Consider the following 21,767-nt stretch of genomic DNA (forward strand, 5'->3'; position numbering starts at 1 on the left):
CGGGAGAGCGGTCAAGCTTCGCGCGCTGCCGTCGCCGGTCGCCGGCCGAATGCCAGGTCGTCAAGCGTCCCCAGGGTCATGGCTTCCAGGAAATCGAGCCGTGCCTGGCCGTCCTCCGTCGCGCACAGGAAGAATCCCGCAACGCCGACCGAGACCACGCGCGGATCGCCGCCCGCCGTTACTTCCGACAGGTCCAGGCTCGCATTGCCGGCGATGTTCAGGCGGATGATTCCTGCCGGGTCGGGCAGGAGCGTCATCGTCACCCATTTGAATTCGCTTGGCTTCAGCAGGCCTTCCACCTGCCGCGCGGGGTCCCCGGTGGCGATCACGAAGCGCAGGTCGCGGCCGGGAATGCCGTGGAGCCGCAGGCACAGTCGCATCGCCATGCCGGGAGCATTGGTGCCGATCTCCAGCCGTCCGCCCTGCGGCTTGGTCCAGCATCCCCAATCGTCGGGCCCCCACCAGCCGTCGCCAGCGCGGAAGATCTCGGCGGAGCGCATGCCTCGCCACAGGGTGGTGGCATAGTTGCGTTCCAGTGCGTGCCAGGCGCCGAGCTTGGCCAGGGGAGGGGCCGGGGGCGGCGCCTCCGCCGCGTCCGCAGCCCATTGCCGCGCCGCACCGGCGATATCGGCGGCGATCACGCTCCACGGGCGTGGCCTGAAGGTCTCGGCAATGCGCTGCTCGAGCGTCTCGCGATACCCCTTTTCGCGGATCAGCCGGTCGAGTGCCTCGACCAGGGCATCGACATTGCCAGACGGGAAATAGACCGCATGGTTGCCGCCCGCTTCTGGAAGCGATGCCGCGTCGGAAATCAGCGGAACCTTGCCGTGGCACAGGGACTCGGTCACCGGCAGGCCCCAGCCCTCATATTGGCTGGGATAGAGAGTGAAGAGGCACGAGCGGTACAGCCGCTCCAGCTCGGCATCCGACACGCCCGAGAGCATCACCACCTGGTCGCGCAGGCCTGCATGGCTTTCGAGCCGGGAATAGACCGCGTCGTTGAGCCAGCCCCGATTGCCCACGCACACCAGCTTCGGGACCGCTGTCGGGCCGTAGCGCTTGAGCAGCGTGATCCAGGCCTGGAATGCGGCCAGGTGGTTCTTGCGCGATTCGATGGTCGAGACGAACAGCACATAGCCGCCGGGGGTAAGCCCCCAGCGGCCGAGCCGCTGCTCGGGAAGCGGCTCTGCATCCGCCTTCCGGCAATCGCCGTCGAGGCGGATCACGGCGACGTCCTTGGGCGCCACTGGATGATCGAGCAGCGCCGCGACCCGCATCAGGTCCCGCTTGGTCGATTCCGAATTCACCAGGAAGTGATCGGCATGCTCGAAGGCGCCGATCGCCCAGCTGATGAAGTCCTGGGTCAGCTCCTTGACGCAATGCTCGCCCGCCATGACCGGGATCAGGTCGTGGACGAAGGGAACGTAGCGCACGCCCCGCAGCGCCTTGGCCTGGCGGACGAAGAGGAAATAGTTCTGCAGCCACCAGGAGGTGCCGAGGTTGATGAGATAGGCGCCATACGGCATCTCGATCGGGTCGGCGGTGGCGAGGCGCAGGTGCAGCCTGGCGAGCGCCGCGATCCATTCCGGTGCGCCGCGATCGCCGCCGTTCAGGCTGAGCTCGGCGATCGCCACGAAGCTGGCCGCCGGGATTTCGAGCCAGTCGTCACGCGATTCGAGGAAGGCGCAGATCCGGACGTGGGAACCGTCGAGGCGCAGCGCACTGCAGATCGTCTCGATCTGCACGCGCTGGATGCCGGTCGGCAGCCGGGCGTTGCGGAAATAGGAAATCAGGTCGGAGACATCGAAAACCAGCGCCGGCGAGACGGCAGCGTCCGGTGCGGTGGCGAGGGGCGACTGGGGCTCCGCGGCGCGGATGAGTGCGGTCAGCGCCTGCACCTGCTCGCGGGCGATGTTCCGTTCCTGCTCGGGCAGGGTGCGGAGGAACGCGTCGATCTGGCGCAGCGAACGCTCCGCGTCCCGCGCTTCCGGCGTCGCCAGGTCTTCGGTGGCGAGGGGCGTCGCGCCCGCCCCGAGCGTGGCGATCAGCTCGCGCATCTGGACCTGGTCGCCGCTGCCGAGCATCTGCCCCATCTCGCGCAACGCGTCCGGATTGGCGGGCTCCTGCCGGAGCGCGCGCATATAGCTGCGATTGGCCGCGGCCCGGTTGCCGCGTTCCTTGTGGAGATGGCCCAGATGGAGCCACGGATCCGCCTCTGCCGGCGCGGCGTCCGTCGCCATCCGATAGGCAGCCTCCGCCGCCTCGAGGTCGTGCTGCTCCTTCAGCGCGTGGCCGAGCTGCACCCAGATATGGCCGAGCGAGGGATCGGTCTCGAGCGCCTCGCGATAGGCGGAAGCCGCCTCCGACCAGTCGCGTGCATCGCGCGCCTTGTTGCCGGTCGCGATCATCCGGTGGACCTGCGGCGTCACGGCGATGCCCGCCGATCTGCGCAGCTTGAGCGGGAGGTTCATCATCAGGTCGGTGGTCATGCGGCATGCTCCCGGACGCCCGCGAGGATCAGCCAGCCGATCGCGTAGATCAGCAGCAGGGCGAAGAAGATGGTGGCGACCAGCTTGAGGCGCTTGGGATAGAGCGCCTTGGCCGGCAGATTGGGCTCGACGATCCGCACCAGGTACAGCTGCTGGCGCAGCGCCTGCTCTCGTGCGGTATCGAGCGCTGTTGTCGCGCTTTCATAGCGTTTCGCGGCAAGCTCCTGGCGGAACCGAATCCCCTCGAACCGCCCAAGCCCCGTGGCCGTCGCCTGGGCCGATCCGGTCAGGCTGGCCTGCGCCGCGGCGACCTGTTGTTCCAGCCCGCGAACCTGCGCCGTCTGCGCGACATATTGCGGGCTGTCGGGCCGCACCGCGGCGGCCATGCCCGCCAGCCGGGCCCGCGCCTGCGCCAGCTCGCTCTGCAGCTGGGTCACCATCGTGATGCGCGCCGCGCCGGTGCGCTCGGGATCGATGTCGCGGGCGGACTGGCGCAGGCTGCTCAGCGCCGCCTGGGAGTCGTTGACGCCGGTTTCCGCAGCCTGAAGCGCCTCGCGCGCGGCGGCCAGGCGACTGGTCAGCAGCCGCTTGTTGAACTCGTTCACGCGCTGCTCGCCGATGACGAGCAGGGCTTCGGCCAGCCGCTGGGCGTCCGCCGGCCTGAACCCCCGCACGCCGACCCGGGTGATCCCGGCCTCGTGGCCGACATCGACGTGCACCATCTCGCGATAATAGCGCAGCAGGGTCTCGGGCGGCGCGTCCGCGTCGAGGCGGGAGAAGGGATCCGCCTCGGAACGGCGGAACATGGCTCGCAGACCGACCGTGCGCTCCAGGCTGGCGACCGCGTCGTGCGACAGCAGATAGTCGACGACCGTCTGGCTGTCCGCCGTGGTAGGATTGGGATCCAGGCCGAGCAACTGGCCGAGCCCCGAATTGGCGGAGCCGCTCTGGCCGGCCGTCCGGATCACGAAATGGGTCTCGGACTCATATTGGTTGGCGACAATGCCGTACTCGAAGATCGCGACGGCGAGCGTCGGCAGCAACACGAACAGGGCCAGGTTGCGCAACCAGGCTAGCCGTTTCCGCCAGGGTTCGGGCCCGCCCGGCGCTGCCTGCTCGAACCGGTGGGCCGCATGCGCCGGTTCTCGCTGGAAGAGGGCGGCCGGTTCCCCGGACGGGGTCGGCGGCTCGGTGAGGCCGGTCTCATGGTCGGGTGGGGGAAGTGGGATCGTTGCCATCGGCTCAACTCAGATGAACATGTTTGCGGACGATGCGGATCGAGATCAGCCCCAGCAGGGTGAGGCCGAGGCACCAGAAACTCAGATAGGTCAGGTCGAAATAGGGGCTGCGGACCGAGGCGAACTGGCCGGTGTGGAACAGCTCGAAGATCTGGTTGAGCGGGAACCAGGCGAGCAGTCCGCGATAGGGTTCGGGCAGCCATTCGAGCAGGAAGAAGGTGCCGGAGATCGGCATTGCGAGGTAGACCAGCGGGTGGACGAACTTGCCCACCGCCTTGCTGAAATAGGAGGCCGCGCACACCGGCATGGCCAGCGCGAAGGAGAACCAGGCCATATAGCCAAAGCCCGCGAGCATGGTCAGCGGGGAGGCGGGCACGCCGCCGAAGCCGAGGGCCCAGGACAGGCTCAGCAGCACGACGAGCGCGAGCAGCGACGAAGCGGCTTCGAGCAGCATGCGCGCGGTGAGCAGGTCGAAGATCGTCACCATCCGGTGGAACAGGAGCGGCTTGTTTGCCTCCAGGGCGGATTCCGCGCGCGAGATCACCGAGCGGAACAGCATGAACATGCAATAGCCCCCCAGCGCGAAGGGCACCGGGTACAGGTCGCTCCCGCCGTGTGGGCTTTCCTTCCCGTGCAGGGCCGCGACCGAGGCGGCGAGCAGCATCGGCTCGACCAGCAGCCAGGCATAGCCAATATTCTCGCGGCCATAGCGCGTGTGCAGCTCGCGCATGATCAGCGCGCCGAGCACTGCGCTCTGGACCTCCAGGCCCCGGAGATATTGGGCCAGTCCGCCGCGATCGTCGGTGGCGATCATGACCGTGCGACCTCCTCTGCGAAGGCCAGCGTGCGTTCGACATGGTCTTCCCATGTCCGGCGGGAGCTGCCCCGCATGCGCGCCAGCTGGGCGCTGCGGGCGGAGGAGGCGGGGGCCGCATAGTCGAGGATGCTGCGGTGCCATCCGGGACCGTCGAGCGGATCGAGATAGTCCGGCACCGCGCCGCCGGCCTCGCGATGCGCGGGCAAATCGCTGGCAATGACCGGAATCCCCGCGGCAAGCGCCTCGGCCACGGGCAGCCCAAACCCCTCTGCGAAGGAAGGCATCAGCAATGCCGATGACCCGCCGAGCCAGGCCGACAGCGTGCGATCGGAAACCCGCCCAACCTCGAGGACATGCGGGCGTAGCTGGGGGCAACGGTCGAGCAGGTTGAACGTGTTCTGATTCTCCCAGCCGCGACGCCCGATGAGGACGAGCCGGGGTATCCGGGATCCGTCCGCAGCTTCGGCAAGCCGTCGCCATAGGTGCAGCAGAAGGAGATGGTTCTTGCGCGGCTCGATCGTGCCCAGGCAGAGGAAATAGGGCCCGTCGATCGGTGGCGGACCCGGCGCATCGGATGCAAGCGGCGCGGTGCCCAGCGGGTTGACCAGGAGCGGCGGCACCGGCTCGGCGATGGCATCGAGATGGCGGGCCAGCGCATCGGCGGTGGCCTGCGAATTGGCGATCACGCCGTGCGCATGACGCGCCACGCCGATCATCCGCCGCTGGTGGCGGAGTGATCCGTCGGCACGCGCGAAGCCGGGTTCGGCGATCGGGATGAGGTCGTGGACCAGGCAGATCAGCCGAGCGTTCTCACGGCGCAGGCGCGCTGCGATCTTGCCCGGCTTTTCGAGCGCGCTGGGGGATACGTGCAGCACGATACGTGGCCGCGTGGTCGGCTCGATCCGCTGCGGACGCAGGCTGGCCAGCGCCACGAGCAGATGCCGCATGCCCGCGCCGCCGGTCTCTTCCCCGCCGACTTCACCCCACCGCCGTTCGGTGGCATCGAGAAAGCGGAGGACCGCGCCGGGATCGAGCCGGCCGTAATGGCCGAGCGGATGGGTAGCTGCGAATTGCAGCCGTTCGGGCGCGCGCGCGAGCAGGGCGCGGGCATAGTGCAGCTCCACCCGGTCGACGCCGGTAGGTGTCGGATGCCGCACGCGCGACAGCAGGCGGGTGAGATCGAGGATGAGTTCCGGTTCGATCGAGCGAACCGGCGGCGTGTGGTCCGCACGGGCGACCTGACCGGGGAAGCTATGCGGCTTCATGTGAGCGCCCGCACCGGCTTGCCCGCCTCGACGGCGCGCGCGGCATTGCCTGCGGACAGCATCCGGGTGACCGCCGGTTCGATCAGCAGGGCACGCCCCTCGCGGCTGCTGAACCCGCCTCGGAGCAGGCAGTGATGCGCGAGTACCCGGCGAAACGCGGCAAAGATCTCCACCTGGGGCTGGCCAGGCGCCGCCCAGAAGCCATCGAGCGGGCCCTGGTGCGTGATGCCCGGAACGTCGTAGACCGCCCGGCCCAGCACCTTGACCGGGACACCTGCCGCCAGCGCCAGCGTGCCGGTGGTGCTGTTCACCGTCACCACGCCCTGCGCATGGGCGACGAGCGGTGCGATATCGGCATGTTCGAGATAGCGGACTCTGTCGGCGATGCCGAGCTCGGCGGCTCTTGCGCCGATCCATTTGCGCCAGTTGTGCAACCCGTTGTCGAGCGGATGCTCCTTGAACACCAGCATCGGTCCGGCGGGTGCATGCGCGGCGAACGAGGCCAGTATGGCGCCGATGGCGCTCTCCATGCCCTCGAACGGCGAATGGACGCGCAACTGATAGTCGGAATCCAGTTGCAGCGGCACGGCGAAATAGGACGCGGCGAGCGCACGGCGCACCCTTCGGCTCCGCCATCGGGCCAGGGGATGCCGGGCGAAGCGGCGCAGCCAGCCCGCAGCCTCTACGGGCACGCGGAAGGGGCGATGCGAGCGATAGTGCCGGAACCGGAGGGCCAATGCGGTGCTGGCGCCATAATAGGCGAATGCCTCGCGGGCGCGCTGCGTGAAGCTGGCGGGAACCGGCGGGAGAGCGGGGACCGGCGCGAGGCGGATCGCCGTCCGGCAATAATATTCGGCATCGCGCGGCAGCGGGGAATGCCCGTTCACGCCATTCTGCTCGAGCGTCACCCAGTCGGGGCGGACATAGCCTTCCTCGAAGACGTGCACGGTGACCCGATGCTCCGCCGCCACCGATATCGCTGCGCGGTGCAGTGGCCGGCAGTCGCCGAACAACACCAGATCGGTGACCTTGTGCCGCTGGATCAGCGTCTCGACCGCGTCCGGCCAGGCTTCCGCGCCTTGCCGGAAGTGGATTGCCGGCGCGCGCCAGTCGAGACGATCGCCGCCGTTGAAATTGACCCGCAGCACCGCGTGGCCGGCGCAGCGCAGGGCGTCGCCGAGTTGCCGGAAGAACGGGCCGGGCGGCCCCTGGAGGAACAGGAAACAGCGCATCATGTCGCCTGCCGCAGGATATTGCGGGCCTTGCCCTCGATCCGCCGAAGCCGGCTGAGGAACGAAACATGCGGCGCGGCGCTCGCCAGGCATTCGACCAGCCGCTCCGCAGGGCAAGGCAGGCCGGTCTCGGGATCGAGATAGAGCGGGTAGAGGAGCAAGGTTGCCGCCACCAATGCGTCGAGGTCGAGGCGGCGCGTGCGGCGCGGTACCGGCACGAGGTCGCGGGTCAGCCCCCAGCCGGCATAGAAGGGTATGCCGTGGCACAGCACGGTGCGCTCGCGCAGCAGCGCCTCGAACCCGGCCAGCGAGGTGAGGACATGAACCTCGTCGACCTGATCGAGCAGGGGCGCCAGCGGGCAGGGCGTGTCGAGGATCCGGTCGGCAAGGATGCGGGCTTCGCGGTCGAGCGCGCCGCGGCGATGGCCGGCGAGGGTGTCGGGATGCGGCTTGTAGAGGAGGAAGGCATCCGGCGCGAGCGCGCGGGCGCGCTTCAGAAGCCCGGAATTGCCCAGACCGGCAACGTCGCCCATCCGGACCGACTGATCGTCCTCGACCTGGCCCACGACCAGGATGCTGCGCCGGTCGTGCGGCAGCGGGATCGGCGTGGCATTGTCGGCACGGCCATATTTGCCGATCCCGGCGCCCACGATCGCGGCCCGAAGCGCCGCGGCGCGGCGCAGCAGCGCGGGCGGGAAGGGATGCTCCGATAGCAGCGCTTCGAGGTCGCTGGACCGGGCGGGATCGTAGTGGATTCCCTGGCGATCAACGACGATCGATTGCGGTGGCACCAGATGCACGCCCAGGCCCAGCGACCGGAGGAACCCGTCCTCGACCCGTGCCAACCTCACGCCGGCGGTCGCGGCACTGGCCTCGAAGTCGGGCGGTACCCGCGACGGCCATATCGCGACGGCGGCGTTGTCCGCGCGAGCCCTGGCCAGCGCATCCTTTCCCCGCCTGGCCTGGCCGGGCACGCCGGCGGTGCCGGTGAGGAAACGGTCGATCTGGCCGCGTTTCCAGGCGCGCATGCCGAACTGCACGCCGATTCCGGCGATCGCCTCGAGATGTCGCCGCCATTCGCCGAGCAGGTCGATGGCGGCTTCCACCGCTATCGGCGAGCCGGTGAAGGGCTCGTGATAGTCGTGCGCGACGACGAGCGTATCCCATGCCAGTGCGCGGCGCGCGTCCGCGCCGATGGGCAGCGGTTCGCCGGTTGCCGTGTCAGTCGTCGGGATCGCGCGCAACCTGGCGAGTATCGCGAGTGGATCCCCGTGCGGTGCGATCACCGCAGCGGCGTGGTCGAGCAGGTGCCAGGGGTCGATATCACCCGCCAACACTTCGGTGCCGGCCCAGAGGGTCGCATTGGCATCGGTCGGCGAACCTGGTGCCTTCACCACGGTGCAGCCCGGGGGAAGGGCCGGTCGCGCCCCCCAGAAGCTGCCGCCGACGCGCAACTGGTGCAATCGTTCGATCAGTCTATCCGACCGGTCGGCCTGTTCCTGGGTCAGAGGCGGGTGGCCGTGCGAGCCCCGTGCGACCGCCAGGGGCGCCCGCGAGCGCTTCGCAAAGGCCGGCGGTGCCTGCAGAAGCGGAGCGGCACGCGTCGGGGCGACAGGGGCGGTCATGATGTCAGCACGTCTGCGATCGCAATCCTCGCAGCCGCTATCGCAGGCACTGGAGGCGACCGGGCTGGGGATTCCCCCAGCCGGGAGCGAAATCGACAAAACCGCCCGAGGGTTGCGGGGTATCGCTGGGCCGCGCCCGAACAGGGCCCACGCTACAGGCTGAAGTTGGTACGTCGGCCTGTGTCTGCGGCTCTACGGGGGCGCGGCGGTCGCTCAAGCACGAGCCTGGCGAGTGCCGCGCCGCCCTGGTCAGAAGCGGATGCGCGCACTCAGGCTGGCACGATGATCCTCGCTGCGCTTGCCGAACTCGCCGTCATAGCCGAGCCGGAGCGAAAGGTTCTCGTTGCCGACCACCCGCAATTCCGCACCGACATGCGCGGCCCGGCGGTCCATCAGCGTCGAGATCATCGCCGGTGCTGCCGAGGGATTGCCGCCGAGCAGGCGGAACGGGGCCTCGATCCGATCGGTGGTGTTGAACACCCCGCCGGCGGTGATCGCGAAGGTCGCGATGGTCGGGCCGCTACGCGCGAACCGCACGCCGAGGCTGACCTCGGGCTGGACGGTGCCGATCCACTGGGTGTCCTGCAGGCTCTCGACGCCCAGGCCTTCCAGTCCGCGCTCCTTGAACCCGCCCTGGCGCAGCGCGGTCACATAGCCGCGCACCGCCGGACGGGCGAAGACCGAGCCCTGGCCGATCACCCAGGCTGCCTCGGCGCTGCCCTGGAAATAGCCGGTGCCCTGGTTGCCGACGCCCTGGCGCGAGTCGAAGATGTTCACGCCGCGCCGCAGTTCGGTCCATTGCCAGCCGCCGCTCACCGAAGCGGACAGTTGCGCGCCGCTCGCGCCGGCATAGCGGGCGCCGATGCCGGCATGGACGCCGTCGCCATCGGAATTGGCGCGCAGGCCGTCGATCTTGGCATTGCCGATGCTGTCATAGCCGATCGCGCCGCCGACCATCCAGTCGCCGCCCAGGGGCTTCTCGAAGCCGGCGCGGAACCGGCCGTCGGTCTCGCCGCGGACCTTGGCGTATTCGCTGTCGCCGGACCGGTTGAAGACATGGCCGCCGGCCTGGCTCCACACGCAGCCCTCGCCCGCCGGGCCGGCCAGCGTGCCGCAGCCGAACAGGTTGGACGAGAAGTCGCGTGCCGCACCGAGCTGGGTGAGCGAGGCGATCAGATAGGGCTCGGGATTGAGCTGGTCGAAGATCGCGCGATATTGCGCTTCGCCGCCTGCCTGGATGTTGCCGATCAGCGCGAGCAGGCGGCCGACGCCCGCCGAGCCGCCCGCGGTAACCGCCCGGTCCATATAGTTGCCGAGCGAACGCTCATTGGCATTGAGGAACGGCTGGGCGAAGTGGGTGTCGAGCGCGAGCTGGATGCCCGTGCTGTTGGCGAGGACGCGATAGTCGATCGCCAGCGTGTCGCGGATGTTCAGCCCGTTGTTGGTCGCCGTGCCTGCCGTGGCGAACAGCGTGACGGGGTTCTTGTCCTGCAGCCAGGTCAGGATCACGTCGCCCGTGCCGGCCACGCTGGTGTTGCCGCTGACATTGACGCGGTCCGAGGCATAGGGGCCGAAGGCGACGTCGAATGCCATGTGGCCGGTCGCGGTCTGGGTGAAATCGCCGTCCAGCGTGACCGTGTTGATCACGCGGGCACCGTAGAGCAGGTTGGTCGCGGGCGTGCCCTGTCCGTCGAGATTGGCGAAGACCGCGCCGTTCAGCAGATCGATCGGCCGCCGGTCGGCCGAGAGGCCCATCTGGAAGTCGCCGGCGTTGCTGAAGCTGCCGGTCGAGCCGGCACCGTCGCGCAGGTCGATCCGGTTGAAGGCGATGAAGGTGGCGTTGGCGTTGTTGATCACGGTGTTGGCGCCGCCGCCCAGCGCGACGTTGCCGATGATCGTGCCGCCATTCTCCACCCGGTCGTTGCCCGCGCCGGTGTCGATCGCGAGGCCCGAGGTGGCGCTGATCGAGCCGGAGGTGAGCTGGATCAGGTTGGTCGCACCGCCGGACAGGCGGATGCCCGCACCGGTTCCCGATCCGCCGCGCACCATGTTGTTGGCGGTGACCAGGATGTTGCCCGCGCCGGTGCTGCCCTGGCTCTGGGCGAAGATCGCCGTCGAGTTGAGGCCGCCGGCAAAGACCGAGCCCGAGAGGCGCAGGTCGATCGCACCGCCGGCACCCGAGCCGGTGCCGTTGCCCGCGAAGCTGCCCTCGACCCAGCCGCCACCGCCGCCGAGCGACTGGGCGACCACGCCGACCGAGTTGGCGCCGAGCACCGCGATGTTGCCGGTCTGGTCGAAATGGATCGCGCCGCCATTGCCGCTGTTGCCGGCATTGAGCGTGACGCTGGCCGAATCCACTGCGCCGAGCACTGCGCCGCCGCCGCCGCCGATCGACTGGAGGAACACGCCGTGCGAATGGCTGCCCCCGGTCTGGACCGCACCGTTGTTGGACACCGAAACAGCGCCGCCATTGCCGCTCGCGCCGCCGCTGCCGCCCAGCGTGACGTCGGCGCTGCCGCCGGTCAGGCGAACCTCGCCGCCGCCCGCGCCGATCGACTGGACCACCAGCGCCGGCGAATAATCGCCGAGCGTGGCGAAGCCGCCCGAATAGGCGAGGGTGACCACACCCCCGTCCAGCCCCGCGCCACCATTGGCGCCGAGCTTGACGACGGTGGGCGGCGGAGCGGGAGGCGCCGCCACCAGCGGATTGCCGCCCGCCATCCACAGGGCGAGCTCGCGCTGGCCGTCTGGCGAGAGGCCGTTGGCGACCGCGCTCGGCCCGGTGCCGAGGGCCGGGGCGTGGTCGATGTCGAGGACGGCCGGAGCCGATGCCGTGGTGGAGGTGCCCGTCGCGACCTCGACGATCACCGAGCCGCCGCCGCCGCCGATCGACTGGACGATCGCGCCGGGCGCGAACTTGCCGGTGGTGGTGATCGCGCCGGTCATGCTGCGCTGGATCGCGCCGCCGGCCGAACTGGTGGTGCCGTCCGCGCCGAGCGTGGCCGAGGCACCCGCGAAGAAGGCCGCCAGCTCCGCGGTCACGTCGATGATGCCGCGGCCGCCACCGCCGCCGATCGACTGGGTCAGCGAGCCCGCCGAGCCGTCGCCATTGGTGGTGACGTTGCCCGAATGGCTGCCGGTGATATTGCCGCCATTATTGCCCGAGCCGCCGGTGCCGCCCAGGGTCAGGTCGACGCGGACGGGGGCCTGCGGATCGGTCACGGTCGCATCGTGGAGCGCGACGATGTTCAGGTGCAGGTCGATCGTGCCGCCACCGCCGCCGATCGACTGGTTGCTGATGCCGACGCCGTTGCGCCCACCGACTCCGATCGTGCCGTTGGAGTTCACCGTCACCTTGCCGGCGTTCATGCCGGAGGCGCCGTCCGCGCCGGCGCGGGCGACGACCAGCGGGTTGGGACGCTCGGTGTTGCCGGTCGGACCGACAACGGGCAGGCCGGGCAGGCCGGTGATGCCGCTGAAATCGAAGCCCAGCGTGCCGCCGCCGCCATTGATGCTCTCGGCGACGATCGCCTGCGATCCCGCGCCGAGCACGGTGATGTCGCCGGTCTGGTTGACCGTCACGGTGCCGCCGGTGCCGCCGGTGCCGCCACCGGCAAGGCCGACGATCAGCGCGAGCGTGTTCGACAGGGTCAAGCTCGCCGGCTCGCCGGTCAGCGCGGCGCCGAGGCCGGCATTGCCACCGCCGCCGCCGATGCTCTGCGCGACGATGCCATGGGCCAAGGTCCCGCGGGTGAGGATCGTGCCGGTGTTGGTCACGGTGACCGCGCCGCCGTCACCGCCGCTGCCGCCCACACCGCCGATCGAGATCAGCGGTGCTGAGGTCGGGGCGCCGAGCAGCAGGGTACCGGTCAGCGCCATGCCGCCATTGCCGCCACCGCCGCCGATCGACTGGGCGAGCACGCCGTGTGCGCCCGCGCCCTTGGTCTCGATCGTGCCGGCATTGGTGACGTCGACCACGCCGCCGGTATTGCCGCTGCCGCCGATCGCGCCGAAGTTGAACCCGAAGGCGACGCTGTCCTTGCCCGACGAGACGCCGGTGAGCGCCAGGATCGTCGAGCTGTTGCCGCCGCCGCCGCCCAGCGACTGGGCGAAGATGCCGTAGGCGCCCTTGCCTTCGGTGAGGATGTCGCCCGAATTGGTGCCGCCGGTGTCACGGTTGACCACCGTGACCTTGCCGCCGGTCCCGCCATCGCCGCCATTGCCGCCGATGTTGATCTTGCCGCTATGCGTCTGCTTGTCGCTGCCGGTGAGCCCGACCGCTAGCTGGAGCACCAGCCCGGCATCGCCGCCGCCGCCGCCGATCGAGTTGGCGCTGATGCCTGCCGCATCCTCGCCCTTGGTCCAGATCAGGCCCTCGTTGGTGACGGAGACGTCACCCGCTTTCTCGCCATGCCCGCCGGCGCCGCCGACATTGACGTTGAACGAGTTGTTGGCGCTCTTGCCCTGGGCGCGGAAGTCGATGACCGCGCCACCGATGCCGCCACCGCCGCCGATCGACTGTGCGCGGATGCCGAAGGCGCGTGCGCCGGTGGTGGCGATCACGCCGGTGTTCTTCACCGTCACGGTGTCGCCTATGCCGGCGGTGCCGCCGGAGCCACCCACGGCGATGCCCATGGTGTTCGAGGTGTTGCCGCTGCCCTTGTACTGGAGCGCGACGCTCGCCGCGAAGCCGCCGGTGCCGCCGCCACCACCGATCGACTGGGCGAGGATGCCGTCCGCATCGTCGCCGCCGGTGACGATCTGCGCGCTGTTGCCGACATCGACCGTCGAGCTCTTCGAGCCGACGCCGCCGGTGCCGCCCACCGCGACGGTGAGCGCCGCAGTGGTGTTGACCATCACGCCGGTGCCGCTGCCGCCCGCACCGCCCGATCCGCCGATGCTCTGCGCCCAGATGCCGCGCGATTCGACGCCGCGGGTGGTGAGGTTCGCCGCATTGACGACCGAGACCGCACCGCCGGTGGCGCCGACGCCGCCGTCAAGCCCGACGCCGACGCTGCCGGAATAGCTCTTCGCCGCATCGCCGCTGCCGGTGCCGACGGTGCCGCCGATCTTGAACGAGCCGCTGGTGCCGCCGCCGCCGCCGACCGACTGGGCGAAGATCGCGGAGGAGTAGCCGCCGGTCGTGTCGATCACGCCTTCGGCGTTCACCGTCACTTCGCCGCCGGTTCCGCCGGTGCCGCCCGACTGGCCGAGGCTCAATGCGAACTGGTTCTTCGAGCCGGGGACCAAGCCGAAATCGAACGAGGCATTGCCGCCGCCGCCGCCGATCGACTGGGCATGGATGCCGATCGATCGCGCGCCGGTGGTGACGATCTTGCCGTCATGGCTGACATCGACGTCGCCGGCATCGCCGCCGATGCCACCGCTGCCGCCTACGCTCAGGTTGAGCTGGTTGGCGTCGCGCGTGTAGCCGCCGGCCAGGTTGAAGGTGCCGCTGCCGCCGCCCTTGCTGATCGACTGGGCAAGGATGCCGTCGCTCGCCGCACCGCTGGTGCCGATGTCGCCGCGATGCCGCAGCGTGACGTCGCCGCCCGTGCCGGCGTCGCCACCCGAGCCGCCGACATTGATCACCGCAGCGAACGGGCTGTTGTCCGCCGGTGCCAGGGTCACGTCCAGCACCAGGTTGAAGCCGGCATTGCCGCCGCCGCCGCCGATCGACTGGACGGTCATGCCGTTCGAACTGTCGCCGAAGGTGCGGATCAGGCCGGGCGTCTCGGTCTCGACGCCGCCCACCATGGTGTAGCCGCGCGTGACCGTGACGTCGCCGGCATTGCCGCCCGCGCCGCCGGTGCCGCCGATGCCGAGGGCGATCGGAGAACCCTGGCGCGAGACCGCGCCGGACACGTTGACGCCGCCCTGGCCGCCGCCGCCGCCGACCGACTGGACGAGGATGCCCGTCGCGCCGCCGATATAGTCGGTCGCCGAAAGCGTGACCGCCCCGCCGGTGCCGGTGGTCACCTTGGTGTTGACCAGCACATTGCCGTTGCTGGTGAAAGTGACGTCGCCGGCATCCGCGCCGGTCCCGCCGGTCCCGCCCAAGCCTGCGGCGAGCGCGACGCCGTTGAGCTTCGACTGGCCCGCGCCGGCATTGTTGAGCGCGGCCGAGACGTTGAGCCCGCCATCGCCGCCGCCGCCTGCGATCGACTGGACGATGATGCCGGCCGCCTCGAAGCCGTCGACCAGCACCTGGCCGTTCTGGGTGGCGATCACGTCGCCGCTGGCATTGCCCGCACCGCCAAAGCCGCCCACGCCGAAGACCAGCGCGGGTTCCTTGGTGCTGCTGCTCGCGGTGATGCCGCCCGAGATGTTGATCCCGCCGGTGCCGCCGCCGCCGCCGACCGACTGGACGAGCAGGCCGCGTGCCTTGTTGCCCTGAGCGAACAGGTCGGCATCGACATTGGCGGTCACGGCGCGGCCCAGGCCGCCATCGCCGCCGAAGCCGCCGATCCCGACGGTCAGCTGGCCGTCCATCGAGATGCCGCCCGAGACGTTGATGCCGCCAATGCCGCCGCCGCCGCCCAGCGACTGGGCGATCACCGCCGAACGCTCGTCGCCCGTGGCGCTGACCTGCACCCGGTCGGCACCCGGTGCCTTCACGGTCAGCTTCACCGTGCCCGCATCGCCGCCATCGCCGCCGAAGCCGCCAATGCCGAGTGACGCAACGCGGCTCGAGCCGGCGCTGGGCGAGGAGAGGGCGATCTGGCCGGTGACGTTGAGCCCGCCCTGGCCGCCACCGCCGCCCACGCTCTGCGCGACCACGCCGTTGGAGCCGTTCTGGATCAGGCGATAGCCGGGCAGGGTGAAATCGAAGCCGAAGAAGTTGAAGGTCACCGGGGCGATCTGGACCACGCCCGCATTGCCCGAGGCGAGGACGTTGCCGGTCACGCTTGCGACCACGTCGCCCGCGTCTCCGCCCTTGCCGCCAAAGCCGCCCAGGCCGAAGCCGAAGGACCCGGCGCTGCCGCCGGTGCTGCCCGAGATGCCGCCCGCGACGTTCAGGCCGCCCCGGCCGCCGCCGCCACCGATGCTCTGCGCGACGACGCCGTCGGAATCCTTGCCGCTGGTCACGGTATCGCCAGTGCGGGTTAGCGAGACGCCGCCCGCCTTGCCGCCGTTACCGCCGAAGCCGCCCACGCCGATCGAGACGGTGCCCGCGGTGCCGGCGGATACGCCGATCGAGCCCGAGACGTTGAGCCCGCCCGCGCCACCGCCGCCGGCGAGGCTCTGCGCCATCACGCCGACCGAATCCGCGCCGCGCGTGCGATAGTCGCCGGTGACGCTCGCGGTGACCAGCTCGCTGGTCCCGCCACCGCCGCCGAAGCCGCCCACGCCGATCGCCGCGCCCACCGAGGTGTTGTTGCTGGTCGTGACCGAGAGCGAGCCGGTGACGTTGAAGCCGCCATTGCCGCCGCCGCCACCCAGGCTCTGGATCAGCGCGCCGGCCGATTCCAGGCCGGTGGTGGCGACATCGCCGACGAGCGTGGCGTTCACCGTGCCGGCCTTGCCGCCGTCGCCGCCGAAGCCGCCGACGCCTATGCCCAGCGTACCCGCGCCGCCGCCGCTCGACAGGGCGACGTTGCCGGTGACGTTGAAGCCGCCATTGCCGCCGCCGCCGCCGGCCGACTGGACGAGGATCGCGCTGCTGCGCGCGCCGAGCGTCGAGACGTCGCCGGTCAGCTTGGCGGTCACCGCCATGGCGTCGCCGCCGCTCTTGCCGAAGCCGCCGACACCCACGCCCAGCGAGCCGGTGCCGCTGGTCCCGGCGCTGAGGCTCAGCCCGCCGGTGACGTTGAACGCGCCGTTGCCGCCGCTGCCGCCCAGGCTCTGTACCGCCAGGCCGAAGGAATCGCTGCCCTTGGTGCCGATGTCGCTGGTCAGGGTCGCGTTGACGATGCCGGCATTGCCGCCCGCGCCGCCGAACCCGCCGACGCCGACCAGGATGTTGCCGGTCAGTCCCTTGGACGCGGCGATGCCGCCGGTGACGTTGAAGCCGCCATTGCCGCCACCGCCACCGACCGACTGGATCAGCGCGCCACCCGAGCGGGCGTCGATCGTGCCGATATCGCCATTGATGTCGGCGATCACCGTGCTGGCATTGCCCGCCGTATCGCCCGAGCCGCCGATGCCGATGCCGATATTGCCCGCGCCGCTCTTGGAACCCGAGATGCCGCCGGTGATGTTGAACGCGCCGTTGCCGCCGCCGCCGCCCAGGCTCTGCGCGACGATGCCACGCGCGTCGCTGCCTTCGGTCGAGACGGCGACCAGCGTGTTGGTCGTGTCGGCGACGCCCTGGTTCACCTTCAGCGTGACGGCCTTGCCGTCGCCGCCCGAGCCGCCAGATCCGCCCAGGCCGACGCCGATATTGCCCGCACCGTCCTTGGCGATCGCGACGCCGCCGGAGACGTTGAAGGCGCCCGCGCCGCCACCGCCGCCGGCCGACTGGGCGAGGATGCCGTCGCTCTCGTCGCCGCCGGTCGCAGTGGTGCCGGTGACGGTGAGCGTGACCACGCCCGCATCGCCGCCGCCGCCGCCCGAGCCGCCCAGGCCGACATTGATCGCGCCGGCAACGGTGCCGCCGATGCCGATGCCCCCCGAGACGTTGAACCCGCCGGTGCCGCCGCCGCCACCCAGGCTCTGCGCGGTGATCGCGGTCGACTGGTTGCCGAGCGTGACGACGTTGCCGGTGACGGTCGCGCCGACGCGCTCGGCATTGCCGCCACCGCCGCCCGAACCGCCCAAACCGACCGACAATGCCACGCCGGCGGTGCCGCCAAAGCCGATCCCGCCCGAGACATTGAATCCCCCCGCGCCGCCACCGCCGCCCGCGCTCTGCGCCAGGAAGCCGCCCGACTGGTTGCCTTCGGTCAGGATCGAAACCGCGCTGGCATCGACTTCGCCGCCATTGCCCGCGCCGCCGCCGGCGCCGCCCAGGCCGATATTGACCGAGACGCCATAGCTGCCGGAGCCGGCGATGCCGCCCGAGACGTTGAACCCGCCCGCGCCACCACCGCCGCCGTTCGACTGGACCACGACGCCGCGCGACTGGTCCTTGACCGTGTGGACCGCGGCGAGCGCTGTGCCGGTCGCGTGCCCGGCGTGACCGCCCGTTCCGCCCGAGCCGCCCAGGCCGACCGAGAGGCCGCCGCCAAAGGTGCCGGCACCGGCGATCGTGCCCGAGACGTTGAACCCGCCCGCGCCGCCGCCGCCGCCCAGGCTCTGGACGAGCAGGCCGTCCGACTGGACACCCGAAGTGTAGATCGTGCCGGCCGCAGTGCCGGTGGCTTCGCCGCCGCCGCCACCACCTGCGCCGGCGCCGCCGAGGCCGACCGCGATGCCGCCCGAATAGGAACCGCTGCCGCTGATCGATCCGGAGATGTTGAAGCCGCCATTGCCGCCGCCGCCGCCGGCCGACTGGACCAGGATGCCGGTCGAGCGGTCGCCCGTGGTCTGGACGTTGCCGCCGACCCGGCCGGTCACCTTCCCGCCGTCACCGCCGCCGGCTCCCGAGCCGCCGATGCCGACCGCGATGCCCACGCTGGCCTTGCCCGCGAAGCTGACCGCGCCCGAGACGTTGAACCCGCCCGAGCCGCCCGCGCCGCCGATCGACTGGATCACGGCACCGCCGGAATCGTCTCCGCTGGTAGAGATCGTGCCGTCGAAATCGGTATCGACCACACCGCCATTGCCGGCATTGGCGCCCGAGCCGCCGATGCCGACCGCGAGCGAGATCGCGCCGGCACCGCCCGCGGCGACCGCCGCCGAGACGTTGAAGCCGCCATTGCCGCCGCCGCCGCCGACCGACTGGGTGAGCAGGCCGGTCGAGAAGTCGCCGCTGGTCTGGATCGCGCCGCCCGAATTGACCTCGACCAGCCCGCCATTGCCGCCGGTGCCGCCCGAACCGCCGATGCCGAGCGAGAAGGACGCACCCACCGAAGGCGCGCCGGCCGCCGCGACCGAGACGCTGAAGCCGCCGGCACCGCCGCCGCCTCCCACCGACTGGGCGAGGATACCCTCGGAATTGTCGCCGAGCGTGCTGATCAGCGCATCGCCGTCGAGCGTGACATGGCCGCCGATGCCGCCGCCGCCGCCGCTGCCGCCGATCGCGATGCTGGCGCCGCCGAAGATGCCGCCGGTCGCCTGGACCGCGAAGCCGCCATTGCCGCCGCCGCCGCCGACCGACTGGATCTGGATGCCGCGCGCGCGGTCGCCCGTGGTCGAGATGAACGGATCGAGCAGCACCGGCGCACCTGCGACCATCACCGAGCGCTGGCTCAGGTTGACGTCGACGATGCCGCCATCGCCGCCGGCGGAACCCGCGCCGCCGATCGCGACGCCGACGAATGCGCTCAGCGACGCGGTCGAGCCGCCATTGCCGCCGCCGCCGCCGATCGACTGGGCAAAGATGCCGTTGGAATCATTGCCGGTGCCGATGCCGGTACCGGTCAGGATGTTGCCGCTGTGGTTGACCGTGACGGTTCCGGCATTGCCGCCGCTGGCGCCCTGGCCGCCTATGGTGAGCAGCACGCCGCCGGTCGTGCCGCCATCGCCGCCACCGCCGCCGACCGACTGGACGAACAGTGCCGTCGAGTTGTTGCCCGTGGTCGTGACGCTGCCGCTGTTGCTGACGGTGACCGCGCCACCGATGCTCGCCGCCGAGCCGTCGCCGCCGATCGTGACCAGGCCGCCACTGTCGCCGCCCTTGCCGCCGCCGCCGCCGACCGACTGGGCGAAGATGCCGCGCGCCGCGTCGCCGCCGGTGGTGACCTTGCCGGCATTGGTGACGGTGACCGTACCGCCCGCGCCGCCCGCGCCGCCCTTGCCGCCCAGCGCCACCACGCCGCCCGAGGCCGAGCCCGCGCCGCCGCCGCCACCGACCGACTGGACGAAGACGCCGTCGGCGCCCTTCTTGGTGGTCGTGATCACGCCGGTATCGGCGATCGTCGCGGTGGCGCTGCCGCCTGCGCCGCCGATCGTGCCCTTGCCGCCGATCGAGACGAGGCCGCCTGTGCCCTCCGCCGAGCCGCCGCCACCGCCGATCGACTGGACGAACACGCCGCGCGCGTCGACGCCGTCGGTGGTCACCGTGCCGGCGATCGTCGCTGTGGCCGTGCCGCCGGTACCGCCCGATCCGCCCGATCCGCCGACCGCTACCGCACCGCCCGAAGCGCCACCCGCGCCGCCGCCGCCGCCGATCGATTCGGCGAACACGCCGTGCGCGTTGCTGCCCCTGGTCTCGACCAGCGTGCCCGCCGCGACGGAGATCGTCGCCGTGGCGCCGTTGCCGGCGTTGCTGCCGCTTGAGCCGAACGCGACCAGGCCACCATTGCCGCCGGCCGAACCGCCGCCGCCACCGATCGACTGGGCGAACACGCCGTACGCACCGCTGTTGGTGGTGGTGACCCGTCCGCCTGTCAGCACGTTGATCGTCGCCGATCCACCATTGCCGCCATTGCCGCCGTCGCCGCCGAACGCGACGATGCCGCCCGCATTGCCGACATTGCCGCCCGATCCGCCGATCGACTGGGCCTGGATGCCATAAGCGTCCTTGCCCGAGGTCTCGACCACGCCGCCATGGTTGATCGTGACGGACCCGCCATTGCCGCCGGCGGCGCCGCGCCCGGGATCGCCGATCACGCCGTAGCTGCTGCCGCTGGTGCCGGCGCTGCCGCCGAGGCTCTGGCCCAGGATGCCCACGGCGTCGTCGCCCGAGGTCGAGATATTGCCGGTCTGGTTGACCAGCACCGTGCCGCCCTGGCCGGCGCCGCCGCTGGCGCCGCCGCTCGAGAACACCCAGCCGGTGCCGCCTTCGCCGCCCTTGCCGCTGGCGCTGCGCGCGAGCAGGCCATGGGCGCGATCGCCTTCGGTGACGACGGTGACGCTCGAGGCCACGGTGACGTTGCCGCCGGCGCCCGCGGCGCCGCCGGTGCCGCCCTTGACGTTGCCGGCACCGTCGCCGCCCTTGCCGCCATTGCCGCCCTGACTGACCACCCGGATGCCGGGCAGATCGTCCGAGACTGTCGAGATGTCGCCGTGATTGGCGGGCGTGATGGTCGCCGAGATGTCCGCGCCGCGCGCACCGCCGCCGCCGTCGCTGGCATTGGCGCCGATCGTGAAGCAGCCGCCGAAGATACAGATCCGGACGCCGGCGCCGAAGCTGCCATTGCCGCCGTCTCCCGCGACGCGGACGTCCGAATAATAGTTCACGTCGCCCGCCGCGGGCGTGAAGGTGACGGTGGTCGAGCCCGAGCCGGCGCCCCCGCCGGCCTGTGGCGTGACTGGCGTGTTCACGCCGGTGGTCACGTCGGTGACGATGGGGGTCGTCACGCTGCCGCCGCCGCTCTTGTCGAGCGTGACGCCCGTGACCCGGCCGGAGGTGAGGGTGACGGCGCTGACGGTATAGGTGATGCTGGTATTGGTGTCGGTGAAGGTCTGGCCCACCGTGTTGGCGAGCAGGATCGTGTTGTTCTTGTCGGTGCGGACCAGCGCGGGGTTGATCACCTCGATGACGGTCTCGTCGAGATCGCTCACCGGATTGTGGACCGTGTCGCCTACCGCGACCGGCGGGATCACCGGCGGCGTGGGGGCGGGGGCCACCATCGCCTTGACCAGCGCCATGCGCGAGACGCTGGTATTGGCCGCCGCGGTGGTCGCCCAGGTCGCCGTACCGAGGGCGAGCACCAGCCCGATACGCTTCAGGTGGCGGGTGAGCGTGCCGAACAGCTTGCGGTCATTTTCCCGCGGACGTCGCGGCGTGCCGGCGCCTGCGATGCGGCCGCGAAGGCGTTCCAGCGCCTGGGAAAGTTCAGCCGAGCGATCGGCGAGCAGCGATAGGACTGCGCTGATCTCGGAAAGGAAATCCTCTCGCTGGGCGTGGTTCAGTCGGTCTGCAGAGACTGATTCGCCGGTCGCGTCCACCAAGGTCGCGAGCCGCGCGAGCCGCGCAGCATCCGTTCGCCGAGCCATTGCTATTCCCCCGAAACTCTCCTGAGTCGAGGGCGTATCTTATCAGGGTGAATGCGTGATTACCCTTATTCTTATCACCTGCACTGTCCCGCATTCGTGCACCTTCCCGGAACGGGA

Annotated in this window: 7 protein-coding genes; all 7 read right to left on the minus strand. The window is 70.8% G+C overall.

Translation table 11 applies throughout. From position 1 onward, the window contains the following. Positions 1–11: 11 nt before the first annotated feature. Complete coding sequence (locus tag GGR46_RS14130; RefSeq protein ID WP_246426085.1) at positions 12–2,489, minus strand: glycosyltransferase family 4 protein; 2,478 nt, start codon at positions 2,487–2,489, stop codon at positions 12–14. Continuing rightward, positions 2,486–3,727 (minus strand): KpsE/RkpR family capsule polysaccharide export protein, encoded by a 1,242-nt coding sequence (locus tag GGR46_RS14135; protein ID WP_183998573.1) that lies wholly within the window; start codon positions 3,725–3,727, stop codon positions 2,486–2,488. Before GGR46_RS14135 ends, GGR46_RS14130 begins: the two co-directional genes overlap by 4 nt. Positions 3,728–3,731: 4 nt before the next feature. After that, complete coding sequence (locus GGR46_RS14140) at positions 3,732–4,541, minus strand: ABC transporter permease (protein WP_183998574.1); 810 nt, start codon at positions 4,539–4,541, stop codon at positions 3,732–3,734. Continuing rightward, on the minus strand, positions 4,538–5,809 hold the full coding sequence (locus GGR46_RS14145; protein WP_183998575.1) for a glycosyltransferase family 4 protein: 1,272 nt from the start codon (positions 5,807–5,809) through the stop codon (positions 4,538–4,540). Before GGR46_RS14145 ends, GGR46_RS14140 begins: the two co-directional genes overlap by 4 nt. After that, a complete protein-coding gene (locus GGR46_RS14150) occupies positions 5,806–7,044 on the minus strand; it encodes a capsule biosynthesis protein (protein ID WP_183998576.1) in 1,239 nt (412 codons plus the stop codon). Before GGR46_RS14150 ends, GGR46_RS14145 begins: the two co-directional genes overlap by 4 nt. Beyond that, positions 7,041–8,666, minus strand: a complete 1,626-nt coding sequence (locus GGR46_RS14155; RefSeq protein WP_183998577.1) for a capsular polysaccharide export protein, LipB/KpsS family — start codon at positions 8,664–8,666, stop codon at positions 7,041–7,043. The genes GGR46_RS14150 and GGR46_RS14155 overlap by 4 nt, the downstream gene beginning before the upstream one ends. Before the next feature lie 249 nt (positions 8,667–8,915). Beyond that, on the minus strand, positions 8,916–21,650 hold the full coding sequence (locus GGR46_RS14160) for an autotransporter outer membrane beta-barrel domain-containing protein (protein WP_183998578.1): 12,735 nt from the start codon (positions 21,648–21,650) through the stop codon (positions 8,916–8,918). Between the last annotated feature and the right edge of the window lie 117 nt (positions 21,651–21,767).

The organism is Sphingomonas kyeonggiensis (assembly GCF_014196745.1).
Lineage (GTDB): Bacteria > Pseudomonadota > Alphaproteobacteria > Sphingomonadales > Sphingomonadaceae > Sphingomonas > Sphingomonas kyeonggiensis.